This window comes from Comamonas sp. 17RB (genome assembly GCF_030056555.1).
Taxonomy (GTDB): Bacteria; Pseudomonadota; Gammaproteobacteria; order Burkholderiales; family Burkholderiaceae_C; genus Comamonas; species Comamonas terrigena.
Genome location: NZ_JASHHY010000002.1, coordinates 643,438 through 658,326, shown reverse-complemented (window position 1 = coordinate 658,326; position 14,889 = coordinate 643,438). Strand labels below are relative to the sequence as shown.

Sequence of the window (14,889 nt, the reverse complement as noted above, 5' to 3'; positions counted from 1 at the left end):
AACATAGGAATCAACATGTCACAAGCTGATGTGCCGAACCGCGTGCCCGTATGGCCGCGCGTGTTGGGCGTTGTCTTGGCGCTGGTGGGTCTGGCGCTGCTGATGGGCGGGATCCAGCTGGTCACGCTGGGTGGGTCTTGGTATTACCTGATCGCTGGGGCTGCCTCCGTGGTGTCCGGCGTGCTGCTGGTGCGCGGCAAGCCACTGGGTGCCCTGCTGTATCTGGTAGTGGTCATTGCCACGGCCATCTGGGCGCTGGCAGAAGTCGGCACCGCATTCTGGGGGCTGGTGCCGCGTCTGGCGCCGGTGCTGGTGCTGGGCCTGTTTGCCGCGCTGGCGCTGCGTTCGCTGCGCTCGCCGGCCCAGGCCATTGCCCTGCCTGCCGCAGCCGTGCAGGCCGTGGTGGTGCTGGCGGGTGCTGCCTCGATCTTCACGCCCCACAACACCGTGGAAAACACGGCCAAGAAGGGCGTGGACATCGTCAAGGAAGTGGCTGTGGTGAGCGATGCCGCCAGCCCGGACAACCGCTGGACGCACTATGGCCGCGACGACCACAGCAACCGCTTTGCACCGTTCGACCAGATCACGGCCGACAACGTCAAGGGGCTGGAAGTGGCCTGGACCTACCGCACCGGCGCGAAAACCGGTGGCGGCAACGAAGACCAGAACACCCCCATCCAGGTGGGTGACTCGGTCTACCTGTGCACGCCGCAGAACAAGGTCATGGCGCTGAACGCCGAAACCGGCGAGGAAAAGTGGGTGTTCGATCCCAAGACGCGTGAGAATAAGTGGTGGAGCCGCTGCCGTGGCGTGGCCTACTACGAAGTGCCTGCCGTGGCATCGGCCGCTCCCGCCGCACAAGGCGGCGACAGCGCGCCTGCCGCACCGGCGCCTGCCAAGTGCAGCGCACGCATCATTACCACCGACAAGGATGCACGCCTGTGGGCGCTGGATGCCAAGACCGGTGAAGTCTGCGATGGCTTTGGTGACACCGGCAAGGGCTATACCGACCTGAGCGTGGGCATGGGCCAGTACCAGGACTTCTATTACATGCCCACGTCGCAGCCGCTGGTGGCGGGTGACCGCGTGGTCATCGGCGGCTGGGTCTGGGACGGCAAGAAGACCGAGCAACCTTCCGGTGTGGTGCGTGCTTACAGCCTGAAGGATGGCGCGCTGGAATGGGCCTGGGATCTGGGCAACCCTGCGATCACCAAGCTGCCCCCCGAAGGGCAGACCTACACCAAGGGCACTCCCAATTTCTGGTCGCATGGCGCCTATGACGCCAAGCTGGGCCTGATCTACCTGCCGCTGGGCAATGCCACGCCCGACTTCTGGGGTGCGCACCGCACACCCGAGATGAACCAGTACTCCACGTCCGTGGTGGCACTGAAGGCCGACACCGGCCGCGAAGCATGGCACTTCCAGGCTCTGCACATGGACACCTGGGACTATGACAACGGCACGCCTCCCACCCTGGTGGATGTGCCCGATGGCAAGGGTGGCAACACCCCGGGCCTGGTGCTTGCCACCAAGACCCACCAGCTGTTCCTGCTGGACCGCACCAATGGCAAGCCGCTGGCGGATGTGGAAGAAAAGCCCGCGCCCCAGGGTGTGATGGAAGGTGATGCTGCACCATCGCCCACCCAGCCCTGGTCCGTGGGCATGCCGCAGGTGGCCAAGAACACCTTGACGGAGAAGGACATGTGGGGCGCCACCATGTTCGACCAGCTGTACTGCCGCATCAAGTTCAAGCAATTGAAATATGACGGCCCCTACACCAAGCTGACCGACAAGATGACGCTAATCTACCCCGGCTACTACGGTGGCTTCAACTGGGGCGGTCATGCCTATGATCCGCGTACCAACATGCTCATCGTCAACGACATGGTCATGCCGCAGATCGGCTTCCTGCACCCGCAGGAAGGCGCCAAGGAAAAGCTGGAGTCGCTGAAGAAGAACGACATCACCAATGCCTCGTGGGCCACCCACGTGCAGGAAGGCACGCCCTTCCAGTCCATCCGTGGTGCGTTCAACTCCTTCCTGGGTCTGCCCTGCCACCAGCCTTCCTGGGGCAATCTGACGGCCATCGACCTGAACACCAAGTCGATTGCCTGGCAGGTGCCGCTGGGTACGGTGGAAGACAGCAAGCTCCAGGGCGTGCGCTTTGGTCTGCCGGTGCCGGTGGGCATGCCTTCGCTGTCCGGCCCGTTTGCCACGGCGGGTGGCCTGACCTTCTATGCCGGTACCCAGGACTACTACCTGCGCGCCTTTGACAACCAGAGCGGCAAGGAGGTCTGGAAGGGCCGTCTGCCCGTGGGAGCCCAGGCCACGCCCATGACCTATCTGTCGCCCGAATCGGGCCGCCAGTTCGTGGTGGTGTCTGCCGGTGGTGCTCGCATGACCACCGACAAGGGCGATTATGTGATTGCCTACGCACTGCCTAAGAAGTAGGCAGCGGCTGGGGCTGAGGCCCCGTGACCCCGCGACAGAGAGGCCCGCCCTCCGCAAGGAAGGCGGGTTTTTTTGCGTCTGCCAGCGGCTGCGGACCTGACCTGACTTGGTCTGGTCTGTGCGTTTTCTGCAGAGCCGGATGGCGGTGACCAGGCTTTGGGGGCAGTGGTGGGTGATGCGCAATACCATCCTGCGGCCCAATGAAGCGGCGGCAATTGAGTCTGTAGTTTGTCGCCTAAATGACAAGTATTAGACAATCGAAGGCGCTGCGCTGTCGCTGGAACGGGCCGATAAGCCGCGCCATTGCTGGGATCTGGCCTCAGGGAATGGATGATTAAAGGGTAAACCCTTGATGTGGATTTCCCGTAAAGGTTGCCCCGGAGTACGCACCTACATTGCAAGCTCTTTCGAGCAAGCAAGAGCAAGAGGAGACTTGAATGCAGCGTCGTACGTGGGGTGCCGTGGCCTGTGCCGTGGCCGCTTTGTGGGCTACCGGTGCCCAGGCCCAGGCCAACTACCCGAACCAACCCATCACCCTGCTGGTGCCCTACGCGGCCGGCGGGACCACCGACGTCCTGGCGCGCGCCCTGGCCAACAGCATGGGCAAGCTGCTCAAGCAGAGCGTGATCGTGGAAAACCGGCCCGGTGCCGGCGGTTCCATGGGCGTGGTGGAAATGCTCAAGACCAAGCCCGACGGCTACAAGCTGACCTTGACCCCGGTGGGCATCTTCCGCCAGCCGTACCTGCAGAAAACGCCGTACGACCCGATCCGCGATGTGACCTACATCGCCTCGTTCGCCACCTATGACTTCATTCTGGGCGTGTCCGCGACGGCGCCGCACAAGACGCTGAAGGATCTGGTGGATTACGCCAAGAAGAACCCCGGCGCCATCGACTACGGCACGCCCGGCAAGTATTCCGGCAACCAGGTGGCCATGGTGCTGCTGGGCAAGGCCGTGGGCACGGAATTCGTGCATGTGCCGTTCAAGGGCGACGCCGAGAACGTGAACGCGCTGCTGGCTGGTCACATCAAGTCGTCGGTGTCCACCAACAGCATCATGACCTTCATCGAATCGGGCAAGGTCCGTCCGCTGGCGATTGCGTCCGAGCAGCGCTCGCCCGCCTTCCCCAATCTGCCGACCTTCAAGGAGCAGGGCTATGACGTGGTCGTGCCATCTCCGCTGGGCGTGGGCGGTCCCAAGGGGCTGCCCCAGCCCATCGTGGAGAAGCTGGATGCGGCCGTGAAGGCAGCGCTGCAGGACCCCGACTTCCAGCGCGTCGTCAAGAACTACGGCATCCGCACCGATTACCGTGACGCCAAGACCTACACCGAGTTCGCACGCACCACGTTTTCGGGTGAAAAGGCCTTGGTGCAGAGCATGGGCCTGAACGACTGAGGCTGGCGCTGACCGCTACCCGGAGCCCAGGCATATCCCGTGGCTCCGGTGCGGTCCCCGGGGCCTGCCTGCGCAGGCTGCTTACAGTCTTTACCTGCGTGATGGACAGCGGCGTGCAAAGCGGTGGCATGCTGGCTCCATCACCACTTGCAGGAAAGGACGAACCCATGCGTACATCCCGTTGGCTGGCACTGGCTGGCGCCGCGGTGGCTGCGGCGGCCCTCTCGGGCTGCATACTGCCTCCGCCGCACGACCATGGCAGGGACGGCGGTCGTGGCGATGGCCGTTATGACAACCGAGGTGACCGTGACGGCGACGGCCGCTGGGACCGCGATGGCCGGCCCTCGGGCCCACCGCCCGGCGGCTATGGCCAGCGCTATTGACAGTGAAGATGAGGACGGCCTCCGATGGGGGCCGGATGCAAAAAACGGGTGCCTTGGCACCCGTTTTTTTTATGGACTTGCGCTGAAAGCGCCGCCGCGTGTGCGGCCCCCTGTGTTCTGACGTCCGGCCAACCGATGTCATAGATGCCACCGATGCAACCGGTGACACAGGCACCGCTGCCGCCGCCGGAATCAGTCCGCCGGATCCTCGGGCTCGGCCAGGAAGCCTCCGCTCTGGTGGGCCCACAGCTTGGCGTAGATGCCGCCCTTGGCCAGCAGTTGCTGGTGCGTGCCTTCTTCGACGATATGGCCTTCGTTCATCACGATCAACCGGTCCATGGCGGCAATGGTCGAGAGGCGGTGGGCAATGGCAATCACCGTCTTGCCGTGCATCAGGCCATCCAGGCTGTGCTGGATGGCGGCTTCCACCTCGCTGTCCAGTGCGCTGGTGGCTTCGTCCAGCAGCAGGATGGGGGCGTTTTTCAGCATCACCCGGGCAATGGCCACGCGCTGGCGCTGGCCGCCCGAAAGCTTGACGCCGCGCTCGCCCACCTGGGCGTCATAGCCGCTGCGGCCTTTGAGGTCGGTCAGCGTGGCGATGAAGTCCGAGGCCTCGGCCTTGTCGGCAGCGGCGCGCATCTCGGCCTCGGTGGCATCGGGCCGGCCGTAGAGGATGTTGTCGCGCATGGAGCGGTGCAGCAGCGAGGTGTCCTGCGTGACCATGCCAATGGCGCCGCGCAGGCTGTCCTGCGTGACGTGTCGGATGTCCTGGCCGTCGATGGTGATACGGCCGCTTTGCGGCTCGTGAAAGCGCAGCAGCAGATTGACCAGCGTGGACTTGCCGGCGCCCGAGCGGCCGATCAGGCCGATGCGTTCGCCCGGGCGGATCTGCAGATTCAGCTGGTCGATGACCTTCTTGCCGCCGTCCTTGTAGCTGAAATCCACGCCTTCAAAGGCAATGGCTCCCTGCGTGACCTGCAGCGGCTGGGCATTGGGCGCATCGACGATGGAGCGGGGCTTGGTCAGGGTGGTAATGCCGTCCTGGATGGTGCCCACGTTCTCAAACAGGCCGGTCATCTGCCACATCACCCAGTGTGAATAGCCCATCAGGCGCAGCGCCATGGCAATCACCGCGGCCACCACGCCGGCGCTGGCATGGCCCTGGGTCCACAGGTAGAGGGCGGTGCCGCCGCTGCCCAGCAGCAGCAGGGCAATCATCAGGTGGTTGGTGATCTCGAACAGGCTGACCAGGCGCATCTGCGCATAGCCCGTGGCCTTGAAGGCCTCCATGGCGTTGCGCGCGTACTCGGCCTCGCGGCGCGTGTGGGCGAACAGCTTGACGGTGGCGATGTTGGTATAGGCATCGGTCACGCGGCCGGTCATCATCGAACGCGCATCGGCCTGCTTCTTGCCGATCTGCCCCAGGCGCGGCACAAAGTAGAAGCAGGCGGCGATGTAGGCGGCAAACCAGATGGCGAAGGGAATCATCAGCCGCCATTCGAAGCTGGCCGCCAGGATCAGGATGCCGATCATGTACACGCCGACCCCGACCAGCACGTCGACCACCATGAACACCACTTCGCGCACGGACAGCGCGGTCTGCATGATCTTGGTGGTGATGCGGCCGGCAAATTCGTCCGCGTAGAACGACATGCTCTGCCCCAGCATCAGCTTGTGGAAGACCCAGCGCAGCCGCATCGGAAAGTTGATGGCCAGTACCTGGTGCATGACCTGGGTGTGCAGGGCCAGCAGCGCCACGCTGCCCAGCAGGATGCCGACAATGCCCAGCACTGTGTCGCGTTGCTGTTCCCAGAAGTTGGCGGGCGATACCGTGCCCAGCCAATCGACCACATGGCCCATGATGGCGAACAGCAGCGCTTCGTACACCGACAGCAGGGCCGAAGTGAGGGTTAACAGCGCAATCCAGCCGCGCATACCCCGGGTGCAGGCCCAGATAAAGGCAAAGAAGCCTGTGGGAGGAACCGGGGGTTCTGTTGCCGGATAGGGCGGCACCTGTTTTTCAAATAAACCGAACAAGATCGAGCTCTCCTTGTACTGCCCATGGTAGTGGGGCGGCCACCCGGTGGAAAAGGAGCAGGCGATGCCCGTGCGGTGGCGGGGAGATTGGCGCAGTCCCTGCCGGCGCCGGGATCCCGTGGCAGGTGCAATCGCTGCCTATACTTTGCCCGGGCTGCTCCGTCCTACAGGGGGCAGCCGATTCAAGCGAAAGCAGGTAGAGATTGAAAGCATATTGCAAACGGATGAAGAGCGGGAGTGCATGGCTTGCCATGTGCCTGTTGGCAGGGGCTGTGCAGGCCGTGCAAGGGCCAACGGTCCAGGACATCGAAGTGTTGAAAACCATTCCCGGCGGGCAGTGGGAGTTGACCAGCCGTGTCGATCACGCGGAAAAGGCGACGCCACCGCAGCTGGGCTGTCTGTCGGCCGAAGGCCTGGCCCGTGGTCTGCAGGAGCTGGTGACCACGGTGCAGTCGGAGCAGCGCTGCACCATCCAGCTGACGAGCAACACCGACGCGCTGGGTGTGCTGGAGCTGCGTTGCCCGCAGGACGGGCGTGAGCTGGTGCCGGCGGTGATGGAGTTCCGGCGCCCGGCGCCGGATCGCCTGGAAGTGCGCAGCCAGCTGCAGTTTGGACCCCGCTCCATGCACCTGGCGCAGGACTACCAATGGAAAGGTGCCTGCCCCCAGTGACCGGGTGAAGGCGCCGCTGCCCGGTCCGGGGCAGAAGGGCCTGGGAGGTACCGGCAGCGGCCTGCGGCTGCCGGTACCTCCGAGCGGCGGGCGCCCACAGGGCGCGCCGGGCGGCAGGTGCAGGTATCAGGCCGTGACCATGCCCAGGAACTGGCGCAGTTCCGGCGTTTGCGGCGCACCGAAAATCTGCTCCGGTGCCCCGACTTCGTGCACCTTGCCCTGGTGCATGAAGACCACTTTGTCGCTGACCTTGCGGGCAAAGCTCATTTCGTGCGTGACCATGATCAGCGTCATGCCCTGTTCGGCCAGGCTTTCCACCACGCCCAGCACTTCGGCCACCAGTTCCGGGTCCAGGGCGGAAGTGACTTCGTCGCACAGCAGGATTTCCGGGTCCATGGCCAGGGCGCGGGCAATGGCCACGCGCTGCTGCTGTCCGCCGGAGAGCTGGTCGGGCATGGCGTCGAACTTCTCGGCCAGGCCGACACGGTCCAGCAGGCGTTCGGCATTGGCGCGGGCGGTGTCCTGCGGCTGGCGCATCACCAACGAGGGGGCCAGCATCACATTGCGGCCCACGCTCAGGTGGGGAAACAGGTTAAAGCTCTGGAAGATCATGCCCACGTTCTTGCGCAGCTCGCGCAGGGATTGGGCGTTGTCGGCCTGCAGCGGCTGGCCATGTACCAGCAGCTGGCCTTCCTGAAAGGTTTCCAGGCCGTTGATGCAGCGCAGCAGCGTGCTCTTGCCGGAGCCGCTCTTGCCGATGATGGACACCACTTCGCTGCGGTTGATCTGCAGGTCCACGCCCTTGAGCACTTCGTTGCTGCCATAGCGCTTGCGCAGGCCACGGATATCGACCAGGGGGAAGGTGGAAGGAGAGGATGCAGGGGCGTTCATGTGCGCAATCCAGAAGTCGTCAGGGGAAACAGGGGGAGGCGTGCCATCAGGTGCGGGGACGCAGTCGTTTTTCCATGCGTTGGCTCCACAGCGACAGCGGGAAGCACAGCACGAAGTACAGCGCGGCCACGCAGCCGTAAACCAGGAAGGGTTCGAACGTGGCGTTGGCAATCAGCTGTCCGGCCTTGGTCACTTCCACAAAGCCGATCACGCTGGTCAGCGCGGTGGCCTTGATGATCTGCACGCCAAAGCCGGCGGTGGGGGCAATGCCCAGGCGCATGGCCTGGGGCAGGATCACGTGGCGTAGCTGTTCGGTGAAGCTCATGGCCAGGCAGGACGAAGCCTCCCATTGGCCGTGGGGCACGGCCTCCACACAGCCGCGCCAGATGTCGCACAGATAGGCGGCGGAGTACAGCGTCAGGCACACGGCGGCCGCCATCAGTGCCGAAGTCTCGATGCCGATCAGCGCCATGCCGAAGTAGGTGAGAAACAGCTGCATCAGCAGGGGCGTGCCCTGGAATAGCTGCACATAGAGCGACACGGCGCGCACGGCCCCGGGCAGCTTGGACAGGCGCAGCACCAGCAGGCCCAGGCCCAGCAGGCCGCCGCAGACAAAAGCGATGAGAGACAGGCCCACTGTCCAGCGCAGGGCCAGCAGCAGCTGGCGGGCAATGTCCCAGTACGTGAATTCAACCATGGGGAACACTCCGAAATCAGCGACGGCGGCCAAAGACACAACGGGGGCCGAACCAGTTCAGGAACTGGCGCAGCAGCACGGCCAGACCCAGGTAGACCAGGGTGACCACGATGTACGACTCCAGGCTGCGGAAGGTGCGGCTGGAGATCAGGTTGGCGGCGTAGGAGATTTCCTCGGTCGAGATCTGGCTGCACACGGCCGAGCCCAGCATCACGATGATGATCTGCCCCGTCAGGGCCGGCCAGACACGGTTCAGGGCAGGTGGCAGCACCACACGGGTGAAGATCTGCATGCGGTTCAGCGCCAGGCACTGGGCGGCTTCGATCTGGCCGCGCGGCGTGGCTTCGATGCCGGCACGGATCTGCTCACAGGCGTAGGCCCCCAGGTTCAGCGTCATGGCCAGCACGCTGGCCACTTCGGGCGACATGCGCAGGCCCAGCGAGGGCAGGCCGAAGAACAGGAAGAACAGCTGGATGATGAAAGGGGTGTTGCGGAACACTTCCACATAGGAGGCGACCAGGGTGCGTACCGCCAGGCCGGCGTGCAGGCGCATCCAGGCGCAGGCAATGCCCAGCAGCACACCCAGTGGCACGGCAAAGGCCGTCAGCAGCACGGTGAGCCACAGGCCCTGAAGGAGCATGGGCCATTGGCCCAGCACCGTTGCGAAGTTCATTTCCATGGGCGTGGCCCCGTTCTCGATTCTGTGCAATATCCAAAGTCAGGTCCTGGCGGCGCGGGCGCGCCAGGCGGGAGGGACCCATGGGGTCCGTCCCGGAAGTCGACCGGCGGTCAGTCCGGCAGATTGCCCATGTCGCGGCCCAGCCACTTCTTGGAGTAGGAGTTCAGCGTGCCGTCCTGCTTGGCGGTGCGCAGGATGTCATTGACCTTGTTCAGCAGCGCGGTCTCGCCCTTGCGCACGCCGATGTAGTTGGGCGAGTCCTTGATCAGCAGCTTGTATTCGGCCTGGACCTTGGGGTTCTTGGCCAGTGCGGCGCCGGCGACGGCTGCGCCCACGGCCACGAACTGGGTTTGCTGCGTCATGAAGGCGGCCATGGTGGCGTTGTCGTCTTCAAAGCGCTGGATCTTCAGCGTCTTGGGGGCGAGGTGCAGCAGCGCCTCGTCCTGGATGGTGCCGCGCGTCACGGCCAGGGTCTTGCCGCCCAGGTCGTCAAAGCTCTTGACGGCGATGTCCTTGGGGCCGAAGACGGCCTGGAAGAAGGGGGCGTACGAGGTGGTGAAGTCGATCACCTTGGCGCGCTCTTCGTTCTTGCCCAGGGCCGAGACGATCAGGTCGATCTTGTTGGCCTGCAGGTAGGGAATGCGGTTGGGGGTGCTCAGGGGCACGAATTCGGCTTTGACGCCCAGCTTGTCTGCAATCAGCTGGGCCGTGGCCACGTCCACGCCGGTGGGCTTGAAGTCGGGGCCCATGAAGCCGTAGGGCGGGTAATCGGTGGGAATGCCCAGGGCGATCGACTTCTTGTCGAGCACGCGCTGCAGCGACTTGTCCTCTTGCGCCATGGCGCCGGCAGAAACGGAGAGGGCGATGGCGGCCAGTGTGGTGGCGGTGAAGGTGCGGCGGCTCAAGGACATGGGTGCACTCCGGGAAGCAAAAAAGTTGCGGGTGCACTGCTTGAGCATTTACCGTGCCAGCTTGAAACGCGGGTTTCTGTTTGCGGTGTCGGGGCGGTGCCAGGCGGTGTCCGCACCCCGGGTGCACGTGCCCAGCCGGGAGACTGCCGATGGCTTTTTCTACAGAGCGCCAAAGCAGGCATCGGTTTTGCAAGCAGGGATGGTGTTGTTGAAACTTTTGTGCCTTTGTTTCATATTTTTGGCACGTTCGTTTCATGTGCGGTGCAAGCCACGCCCCATGGTGGTGCGCACTCCCCAAATTGGAGACAAGGTTCCATCCCATGCACGATCCGCTCAATCCCAGCACGCTGGATGCCCGCATCCGCCATGTCTATGCCCAGCTGTCCTCGGCCGAACGCAAGCTGGCCGATATGGTGCTCACCCGGCAGCGGGAGCTGCTGGGCTATTCGGCCACGGAACTGGCCGGACTGGCTGGCACGTCCAAGTCCAGCGCGGCGCGCTTTTTCCGCAGCCTGGGCTATGCCGGGTATGACGAATTCCGCCAGGCCCTGCGGGCGGCGCAGTTGCAGCAGTCGCCCCTGGCGCGCATGGAGCAGCCACGCCGCAAGCGCAGCCTGGCGCAGCATTTCCAGGCCCATCTGCAGGCCGATGCCGGGCTGCTGAATGCCTGGGCGGAGTCCATCCCCGAGGCGCAGCTGGAAGCGGCGATTGCCATGCTGGTCAGGGCGCGCAAGGTCTGGGTGGTGGGCTACCGCCACAGCCACCTGACCGCGTTCTATGCCCAGTCGCTGCTGGCCCAGGTGCGGGGAGAGGTCGGCAGCCTCAACGATGTGGCCGGGCGCGAAGCGGATCTGCTGGCCAGTGCCTCGGAAAAAGATGTGCTGCTGGCCGTGGACTTTCGCCGCCGCAGCACGCGCCTGCCGCGCCTGCTGGCGGCGGCGCAGGCCGTGGGGGCCCAGACGCTGGTGCTGACCGATGCGCCGGTGTCCGCCCTGGCCATGCAGGCCCAGGTGGTGCTGCGCTGTGGCGCCAGCAGCCCGCAAGGCCTGTTCGATTCCTATGTGTGCGCCGTCAGCCTGGTGAACTTTCTGGCCAGTGCCCTGGCCCAGCAGCAGCGTGTTCCCACCCAGGAGCGGCTGGAACGCATCGAGCGCCTGCATGTGGCGCTGGATGACCTGGAACCCCAGCTGTGACCCGCCGCTGGCTGGCGTGATGTGTTTTCTCCCCCTCTCTCTGTCCCTGATGTTGAAAGCCCCTATGACTTCTGCTTCCCTCCCGGCCCTGACCGTGGAATGCTTTGCCAACCCTGCCGCCAACCGCATGACACCGTATGGTGCGCGCCGCACCGACATCCTGGGTGCCGATGCGCTGGCCCTGGCGCAGCGCGAGCTGTCGCAATGGCAAGGCTATGCCCCCACGCCCCTGCACAGCCTGCCGGCGCTGGCCCGCGCACTGGGCGTAGCCAGCGTGCACTACAAGGATGAAGGCGGCCGCTTTGGACTGGGCAGTTTCAAGGCGCTGGGCGGCGCCTATGCGGTGGCCCGTCTGCTGTGCCGCGAGCTGGGGCGCAAGCTCGGCCGTGCGCTTGGCACCCAGGACCTGCTGCGCCCGGAAATGCGTGCGCTGTGCCAGAACATTACCGTGACCTGTGCCACCGATGGCAACCATGGCCGCTCCGTGGCCTGGGGCGCGCAGCGCTTCGGCTGCCAGTGCGTGATCTACATCCACGCCACGGTGAGCGAAGGCCGCAAGGAGGCCATCGCACAGTACGGTGCGCAGGTGGTGCGCACCAGCGGCAATTACGACGATGCCGTGCGCCAGGCCGATGCCGATGCACAGGTGCACGGCCGTTTCGTGATCTCCGACACCTCCTACCCCGGCTATATGGATGTGCCGCGCGATGTGATGCAGGGCTACCAGCTGATGGTGGAAGAGGCCGCTGCGCAGCTGCAGGAGCGCCCCACGCACATTTTTGTGCAGGCGGGGGTGGGTGGTCTGGCGGCAGCCGTCTGCGGCTACTTCTGGGAACGCGATGGGGGCGACCGCCCCTTCTATGTGGTGGTGGAGCCCGACAAGGCCGATTGCCTGGCGCAGAGCGCCAAGGCGGGCGCACTGACTGCGGTGACGGGCGACATCGACACGCTGATGGCGGGCCTGGCCTGCGGCGAGGTCTCGCACCTGGCCTGGGAAATTCTGGAAAAAGGCACAGATGCGTTCTGCGTGATTTCCGACAGCGCAGCGGTGCAGGCCATGCGCCTGCTGGCCCATCCACTGGAGGCCGATCCGGTGATCGTCGCTGGCGAGTCGGCCGTGGCCGGTGTGGCTGCGGCCCTGGCGGCCAGCCAGAGCGACACCGCACGCGCCCTGCTGGGCCTGAACGCCGGCAGCCGCATCCTGTTCTTCGGCAGCGAGGCGGCGACCGATCCGGTGCTGTATGCCGAGCTGGTGGGCGAAACTGCCCAAGCCGTGGCCGCACGCGCCGACAAGGTGGCCGCATGAGTGCGATGGGCACCCTGCGCATCGATGGTGCGCGGCTGCTGCAGCGGCTGAAGGAGTTGGGCCAGTTCGGTGCGCTGGAGGGCGGCGGGACCAACCGTCTGGCCCTGGGGGACGCCGACAAGGCCGGCCGTGACTGGACCGTGGCACAGATGCAGGCACTGGGGATGCAGGTGCAGGTCGATGCCATCGGCAATGTGGTGGCCACCTGTGCCGGCACCGAAGACCTGCCGCCGGTGATGACCGGCAGCCATATCGACACCGTGCGCACCGGCGGCCTGTATGACGGCAACTATGGCGTGATGGCGGGTCTGGAGGTGGTGGCCACCTTGCGTGACGCAGGGCTGCGCACGCGCAGGCCCCTGCAGGTGGCGTTCTTCACCAACGAGGAAGGCGCCCGCTTTCAGCCCGACATGATGGGCAGCCTGGTGATGGTGGGCGGCATGCCGCTTGAAGAGGCGCTGGCGGTCCGGGCCGTGGACAACGGTGCCACCGTGGGCGCCGAGCTGCAGCGCATCGGCTATGCCGGTGGGGCGCCTGTGGGAGCGCCGCAGGTGGACAGCTTTGTGGAGCTGCACATCGAGCAAGGCCCCGTGCTGGAGCAGCAGGGGGTGGAGATCGGCGTGGTCGAAGGCGTGCAAGGCATCTGCTGGATGGAATTCACCTTCGACGGCACCAGCAACCATGCCGGCACCACGCCCATGGCCTTGCGCCATGACGCGGGCATGTGCGCCATGCGCACCGCCGCCTTTGTCGCCGAGCTGGTGGCGCGCTACGGCGGCCGGCAACTGGGCACCGTGGGGGCCCTGCAGCTCAAACCCAATCTGATCAATGTGATTGCGGCGCAGGCGGTGATGACGGTCGATCTGCGCAACACCGATGGCGCGATGCTGCTGCAGGCGCAGGCCGAGGTGCTGGCGTTTGCACGGCGGATCGCGGCCGAGAACGGGGTGCGCTTTGCACACCGGCAGCTGGCGGACTTTGCCCCCGTGGCCTTCGATGCCGCGCTGGTGCGCAGCGTGGAGCAGCACGCCGGTGCACAGGGTCTGAGCACCTTGCGCATGCCCAGCGGTGCGGGCCATGACGCGCAGATGCTGGCCCGCGTCTGCCCCACGGCCATGGTGTTTGTGCCTTCGGCCGCAGGCCTGTCGCACAACGTGCGCGAGCACACCGATGCCGCGCAGCTGGAGCAGGGCGCGAATGTGCTGCTGCAGGTGCTGCTGGAGCGCGCGAACCGCATGTGAATGCAACGGACCGCCTGGGCGCCGTGCGGCGGCCCGGGCAGTGTCCACCCCATAGAAAGCGAATGTGAAATGACCCGTATCGTCAACGTTGCCCTGGGCCAGCTGGGCCCGGTGCAGAAAGCCGACTCCCGCGCCAGCGTGGTGCAGCGCCTGTGCGCCATGATGCGTGAGGCCAAAAGCCTGGGGGCCGATGTGATCGTCTACCCCGAGCTGGCGCTGACCACCTTCTTCCCGCGCTGGTACATCGAGGACCAGGCCGAGCTGCACCGCTACTACGAGCGCAGCATGCCCAATGCAGAGGTGCTGCCGCTGTTCGAGCTGTCCAAGGCGCTGGGCATCGGCTTTTACCTGGGCTACGCCGAGCTGGCCGAGGAAGCCGGTCGGCTGATGCAGTACAACACGGCCATTCTGGTGGACAAGACCGGCAGCATCGTCGGCAAGTACCGCAAGATCCATGTGCCCGGCCACTTCGAGCACGAACCCTGGCGCCAGTTCCAGCATTTGGAAAAACGCTATTTCACACCCGGCAAGTCCTTCGATGTGTACCAGGCCTTTGGCGGCACCATGGGCATGGCGCTGTGCAACGACCGCCGCTGGGCAGAGAGCTACCGTGTGATGGCGCTGCAGGGCGCGGAAATGATCTTCATCGGCTACAACACGCCCGTGCACAACGCACCGGCCCCGCAGCACGACGACCTCTCGCTGTTCCACAACCAGCTGGCGGTGCAGGCCGGGGCCTACCAAAACGGTTGCTGGGTGGCCAGCGTGGCCAAGGGCGGTGTGGAAGAGGGGGTGGACAGCATTGCCGGCAGCCTGCTGGTGGCACCCAGCGGTGAGGTGGTGGCGCGCTGCACGACCAAGGACGATGAAGTGGTGCTGGGCCGCGCCGACCTGGATTTCTGCGCCGTGTACAAGCGCACCACGTTCGACTTCGATCTGCACCGCCATCCGGAATGCTATGGCCTGGTCACAGCCCGCAAGGGCGAGAAGCTGGCGGCCGATGGCTCGCCCTGGGTCACTGCCTGAAACCGT

General features: G+C 65.2%; 13 protein-coding genes. 8 read left to right on the top strand and 5 right to left on the bottom strand.

Annotated elements, in window-relative coordinates; translation table 11 throughout:
• The first annotated feature begins 15 nt into the window (after positions 1-15).
• The 3 genes from QM470_RS06180 to QM470_RS06170 all read left to right on the top strand — a co-directional run bounded on the left by QM470_RS06180 (position 16) and on the right by QM470_RS06170 (position 4,231).
• Complete coding sequence (locus QM470_RS06180; protein WP_283338554.1) at positions 16-2,451, top strand: membrane-bound PQQ-dependent dehydrogenase, glucose/quinate/shikimate family; 2,436 nt, start codon at positions 16-18, stop codon at positions 2,449-2,451.
• 437 nt (positions 2,452-2,888) lie between these two features.
• The gene (locus QM470_RS06175; protein WP_283338553.1) at positions 2,889-3,848 is read left to right on the top strand and encodes a Bug family tripartite tricarboxylate transporter substrate binding protein; all 960 of its coding nucleotides are present in this window, start codon (positions 2,889-2,891) and stop codon (positions 3,846-3,848) included.
• A gap of 167 nt (positions 3,849-4,015) precedes the next feature.
• Positions 4,016-4,231 carry a hypothetical protein gene (locus tag QM470_RS06170; RefSeq protein ID WP_280013052.1) on the top strand — a complete coding sequence of 72 codons (216 nt, stop codon included), beginning with the start codon at positions 4,016-4,018 and terminating at the stop codon, positions 4,229-4,231.
• A 192-nt stretch (positions 4,232-4,423) separates the two neighbouring features.
• Here QM470_RS06170 and QM470_RS06165 read toward each other — a convergent pair whose 3' ends face one another.
• Positions 4,424-6,268 carry an ABC transporter ATP-binding protein gene (locus QM470_RS06165; RefSeq protein WP_283338552.1) on the bottom strand — a complete coding sequence of 615 codons (1,845 nt, stop codon included), beginning with the start codon at positions 6,266-6,268 and terminating at the stop codon, positions 4,424-4,426.
• A 314-nt stretch (positions 6,269-6,582) separates the two neighbouring features.
• Between QM470_RS06165 and QM470_RS06160 the strand changes: the two genes are divergently transcribed.
• Positions 6,583-6,939 carry a DUF3617 domain-containing protein gene (locus QM470_RS06160; RefSeq protein WP_283338551.1) on the top strand — a complete coding sequence of 119 codons (357 nt, stop codon included), beginning with the start codon at positions 6,583-6,585 and terminating at the stop codon, positions 6,937-6,939.
• A 126-nt stretch (positions 6,940-7,065) separates the two neighbouring features.
• Here the strand turns inward: QM470_RS06160 and QM470_RS06155 are convergent, their stop codons facing one another.
• The 4 genes from QM470_RS06155 to QM470_RS06140 form a co-directional block, all read right to left on the bottom strand.
• Positions 7,066-7,830: an amino acid ABC transporter ATP-binding protein gene (locus QM470_RS06155; protein WP_066542011.1), complete on the bottom strand. Its 765-nt coding sequence runs from the start codon at positions 7,828-7,830 to the stop codon at positions 7,066-7,068.
• A 46-nt stretch (positions 7,831-7,876) separates the two neighbouring features.
• On the bottom strand, positions 7,877-8,527 hold the full coding sequence (locus QM470_RS06150; protein ID WP_066542012.1) for an amino acid ABC transporter permease: 651 nt from the start codon (positions 8,525-8,527) through the stop codon (positions 7,877-7,879).
• Positions 8,528-8,543: 16 nt separating this feature from the next.
• Positions 8,544-9,206: an amino acid ABC transporter permease gene (locus QM470_RS06145; protein WP_283338550.1), complete on the bottom strand. Its 663-nt coding sequence runs from the start codon at positions 9,204-9,206 to the stop codon at positions 8,544-8,546.
• Positions 9,207-9,316: 110 nt separating this feature from the next.
• Positions 9,317-10,117 carry a transporter substrate-binding domain-containing protein gene (locus tag QM470_RS06140; protein WP_066542022.1) on the bottom strand — a complete coding sequence of 267 codons (801 nt, stop codon included), beginning with the start codon at positions 10,115-10,117 and terminating at the stop codon, positions 9,317-9,319.
• A gap of 320 nt (positions 10,118-10,437) precedes the next feature.
• Between QM470_RS06140 and QM470_RS06135 the strand changes: the two genes are divergently transcribed.
• From QM470_RS06135 to QM470_RS06120, 4 genes are all read left to right on the top strand, one after another.
• Positions 10,438-11,310: a MurR/RpiR family transcriptional regulator gene (locus QM470_RS06135; protein WP_283338549.1), complete on the top strand. Its 873-nt coding sequence runs from the start codon at positions 10,438-10,440 to the stop codon at positions 11,308-11,310.
• A 64-nt stretch (positions 11,311-11,374) separates the two neighbouring features.
• Positions 11,375-12,616 (top strand): diaminopropionate ammonia-lyase, encoded by a 1,242-nt coding sequence (locus tag QM470_RS06130; RefSeq protein WP_283338548.1) that lies wholly within the window; start codon positions 11,375-11,377, stop codon positions 12,614-12,616.
• Entirely contained in the window at positions 12,613-13,857 is a 1,245-nt protein-coding gene (locus QM470_RS06125; RefSeq protein WP_283338547.1) for a Zn-dependent hydrolase, read from the top strand. Before QM470_RS06130 ends, QM470_RS06125 begins: the two co-directional genes overlap by 4 nt.
• A 69-nt stretch (positions 13,858-13,926) precedes the next feature.
• Positions 13,927-14,883: an N-carbamoyl-D-amino-acid hydrolase gene (locus QM470_RS06120; RefSeq protein WP_283338546.1), complete on the top strand. Its 957-nt coding sequence runs from the start codon at positions 13,927-13,929 to the stop codon at positions 14,881-14,883.
• Positions 14,884-14,889 lie beyond the last annotated feature (6 nt).

Coding starts and splice junctions, on each gene's coding strand:
- QM470_RS06180 (WP_283338554.1), top strand. CDS start 16: ATGTCACAAGCTGATGTGCCGAACCGCGTGCCCGTATGGCCGCGCGTG.
- QM470_RS06175 (WP_283338553.1), top strand. CDS start 2,889: ATGCAGCGTCGTACGTGGGGTGCCGTGGCCTGTGCCGTGGCCGCTTTG.
- QM470_RS06170 (WP_280013052.1), top strand. CDS start 4,016: ATGCGTACATCCCGTTGGCTGGCACTGGCTGGCGCCGCGGTGGCTGCG.
- QM470_RS06155 (WP_066542011.1), bottom strand. CDS start 7,830: ATGAACGCCCCTGCATCCTCTCCTTCCACCTTCCCCCTGGTCGATATC.
- QM470_RS06150 (WP_066542012.1), bottom strand. CDS start 8,527: ATGGTTGAATTCACGTACTGGGACATTGCCCGCCAGCTGCTGCTGGCC.
- QM470_RS06145 (WP_283338550.1), bottom strand. CDS start 9,206: ATGGAAATGAACTTCGCAACGGTGCTGGGCCAATGGCCCATGCTCCTT.
- QM470_RS06140 (WP_066542022.1), bottom strand. CDS start 10,117: ATGTCCTTGAGCCGCCGCACCTTCACCGCCACCACACTGGCCGCCATC.
- QM470_RS06135 (WP_283338549.1), top strand. CDS start 10,438: ATGCACGATCCGCTCAATCCCAGCACGCTGGATGCCCGCATCCGCCAT.
- QM470_RS06130 (WP_283338548.1), top strand. CDS start 11,375: ATGACTTCTGCTTCCCTCCCGGCCCTGACCGTGGAATGCTTTGCCAAC.
- QM470_RS06125 (WP_283338547.1), top strand. CDS start 12,613: ATGAGTGCGATGGGCACCCTGCGCATCGATGGTGCGCGGCTGCTGCAG.
- QM470_RS06120 (WP_283338546.1), top strand. CDS start 13,927: ATGACCCGTATCGTCAACGTTGCCCTGGGCCAGCTGGGCCCGGTGCAG.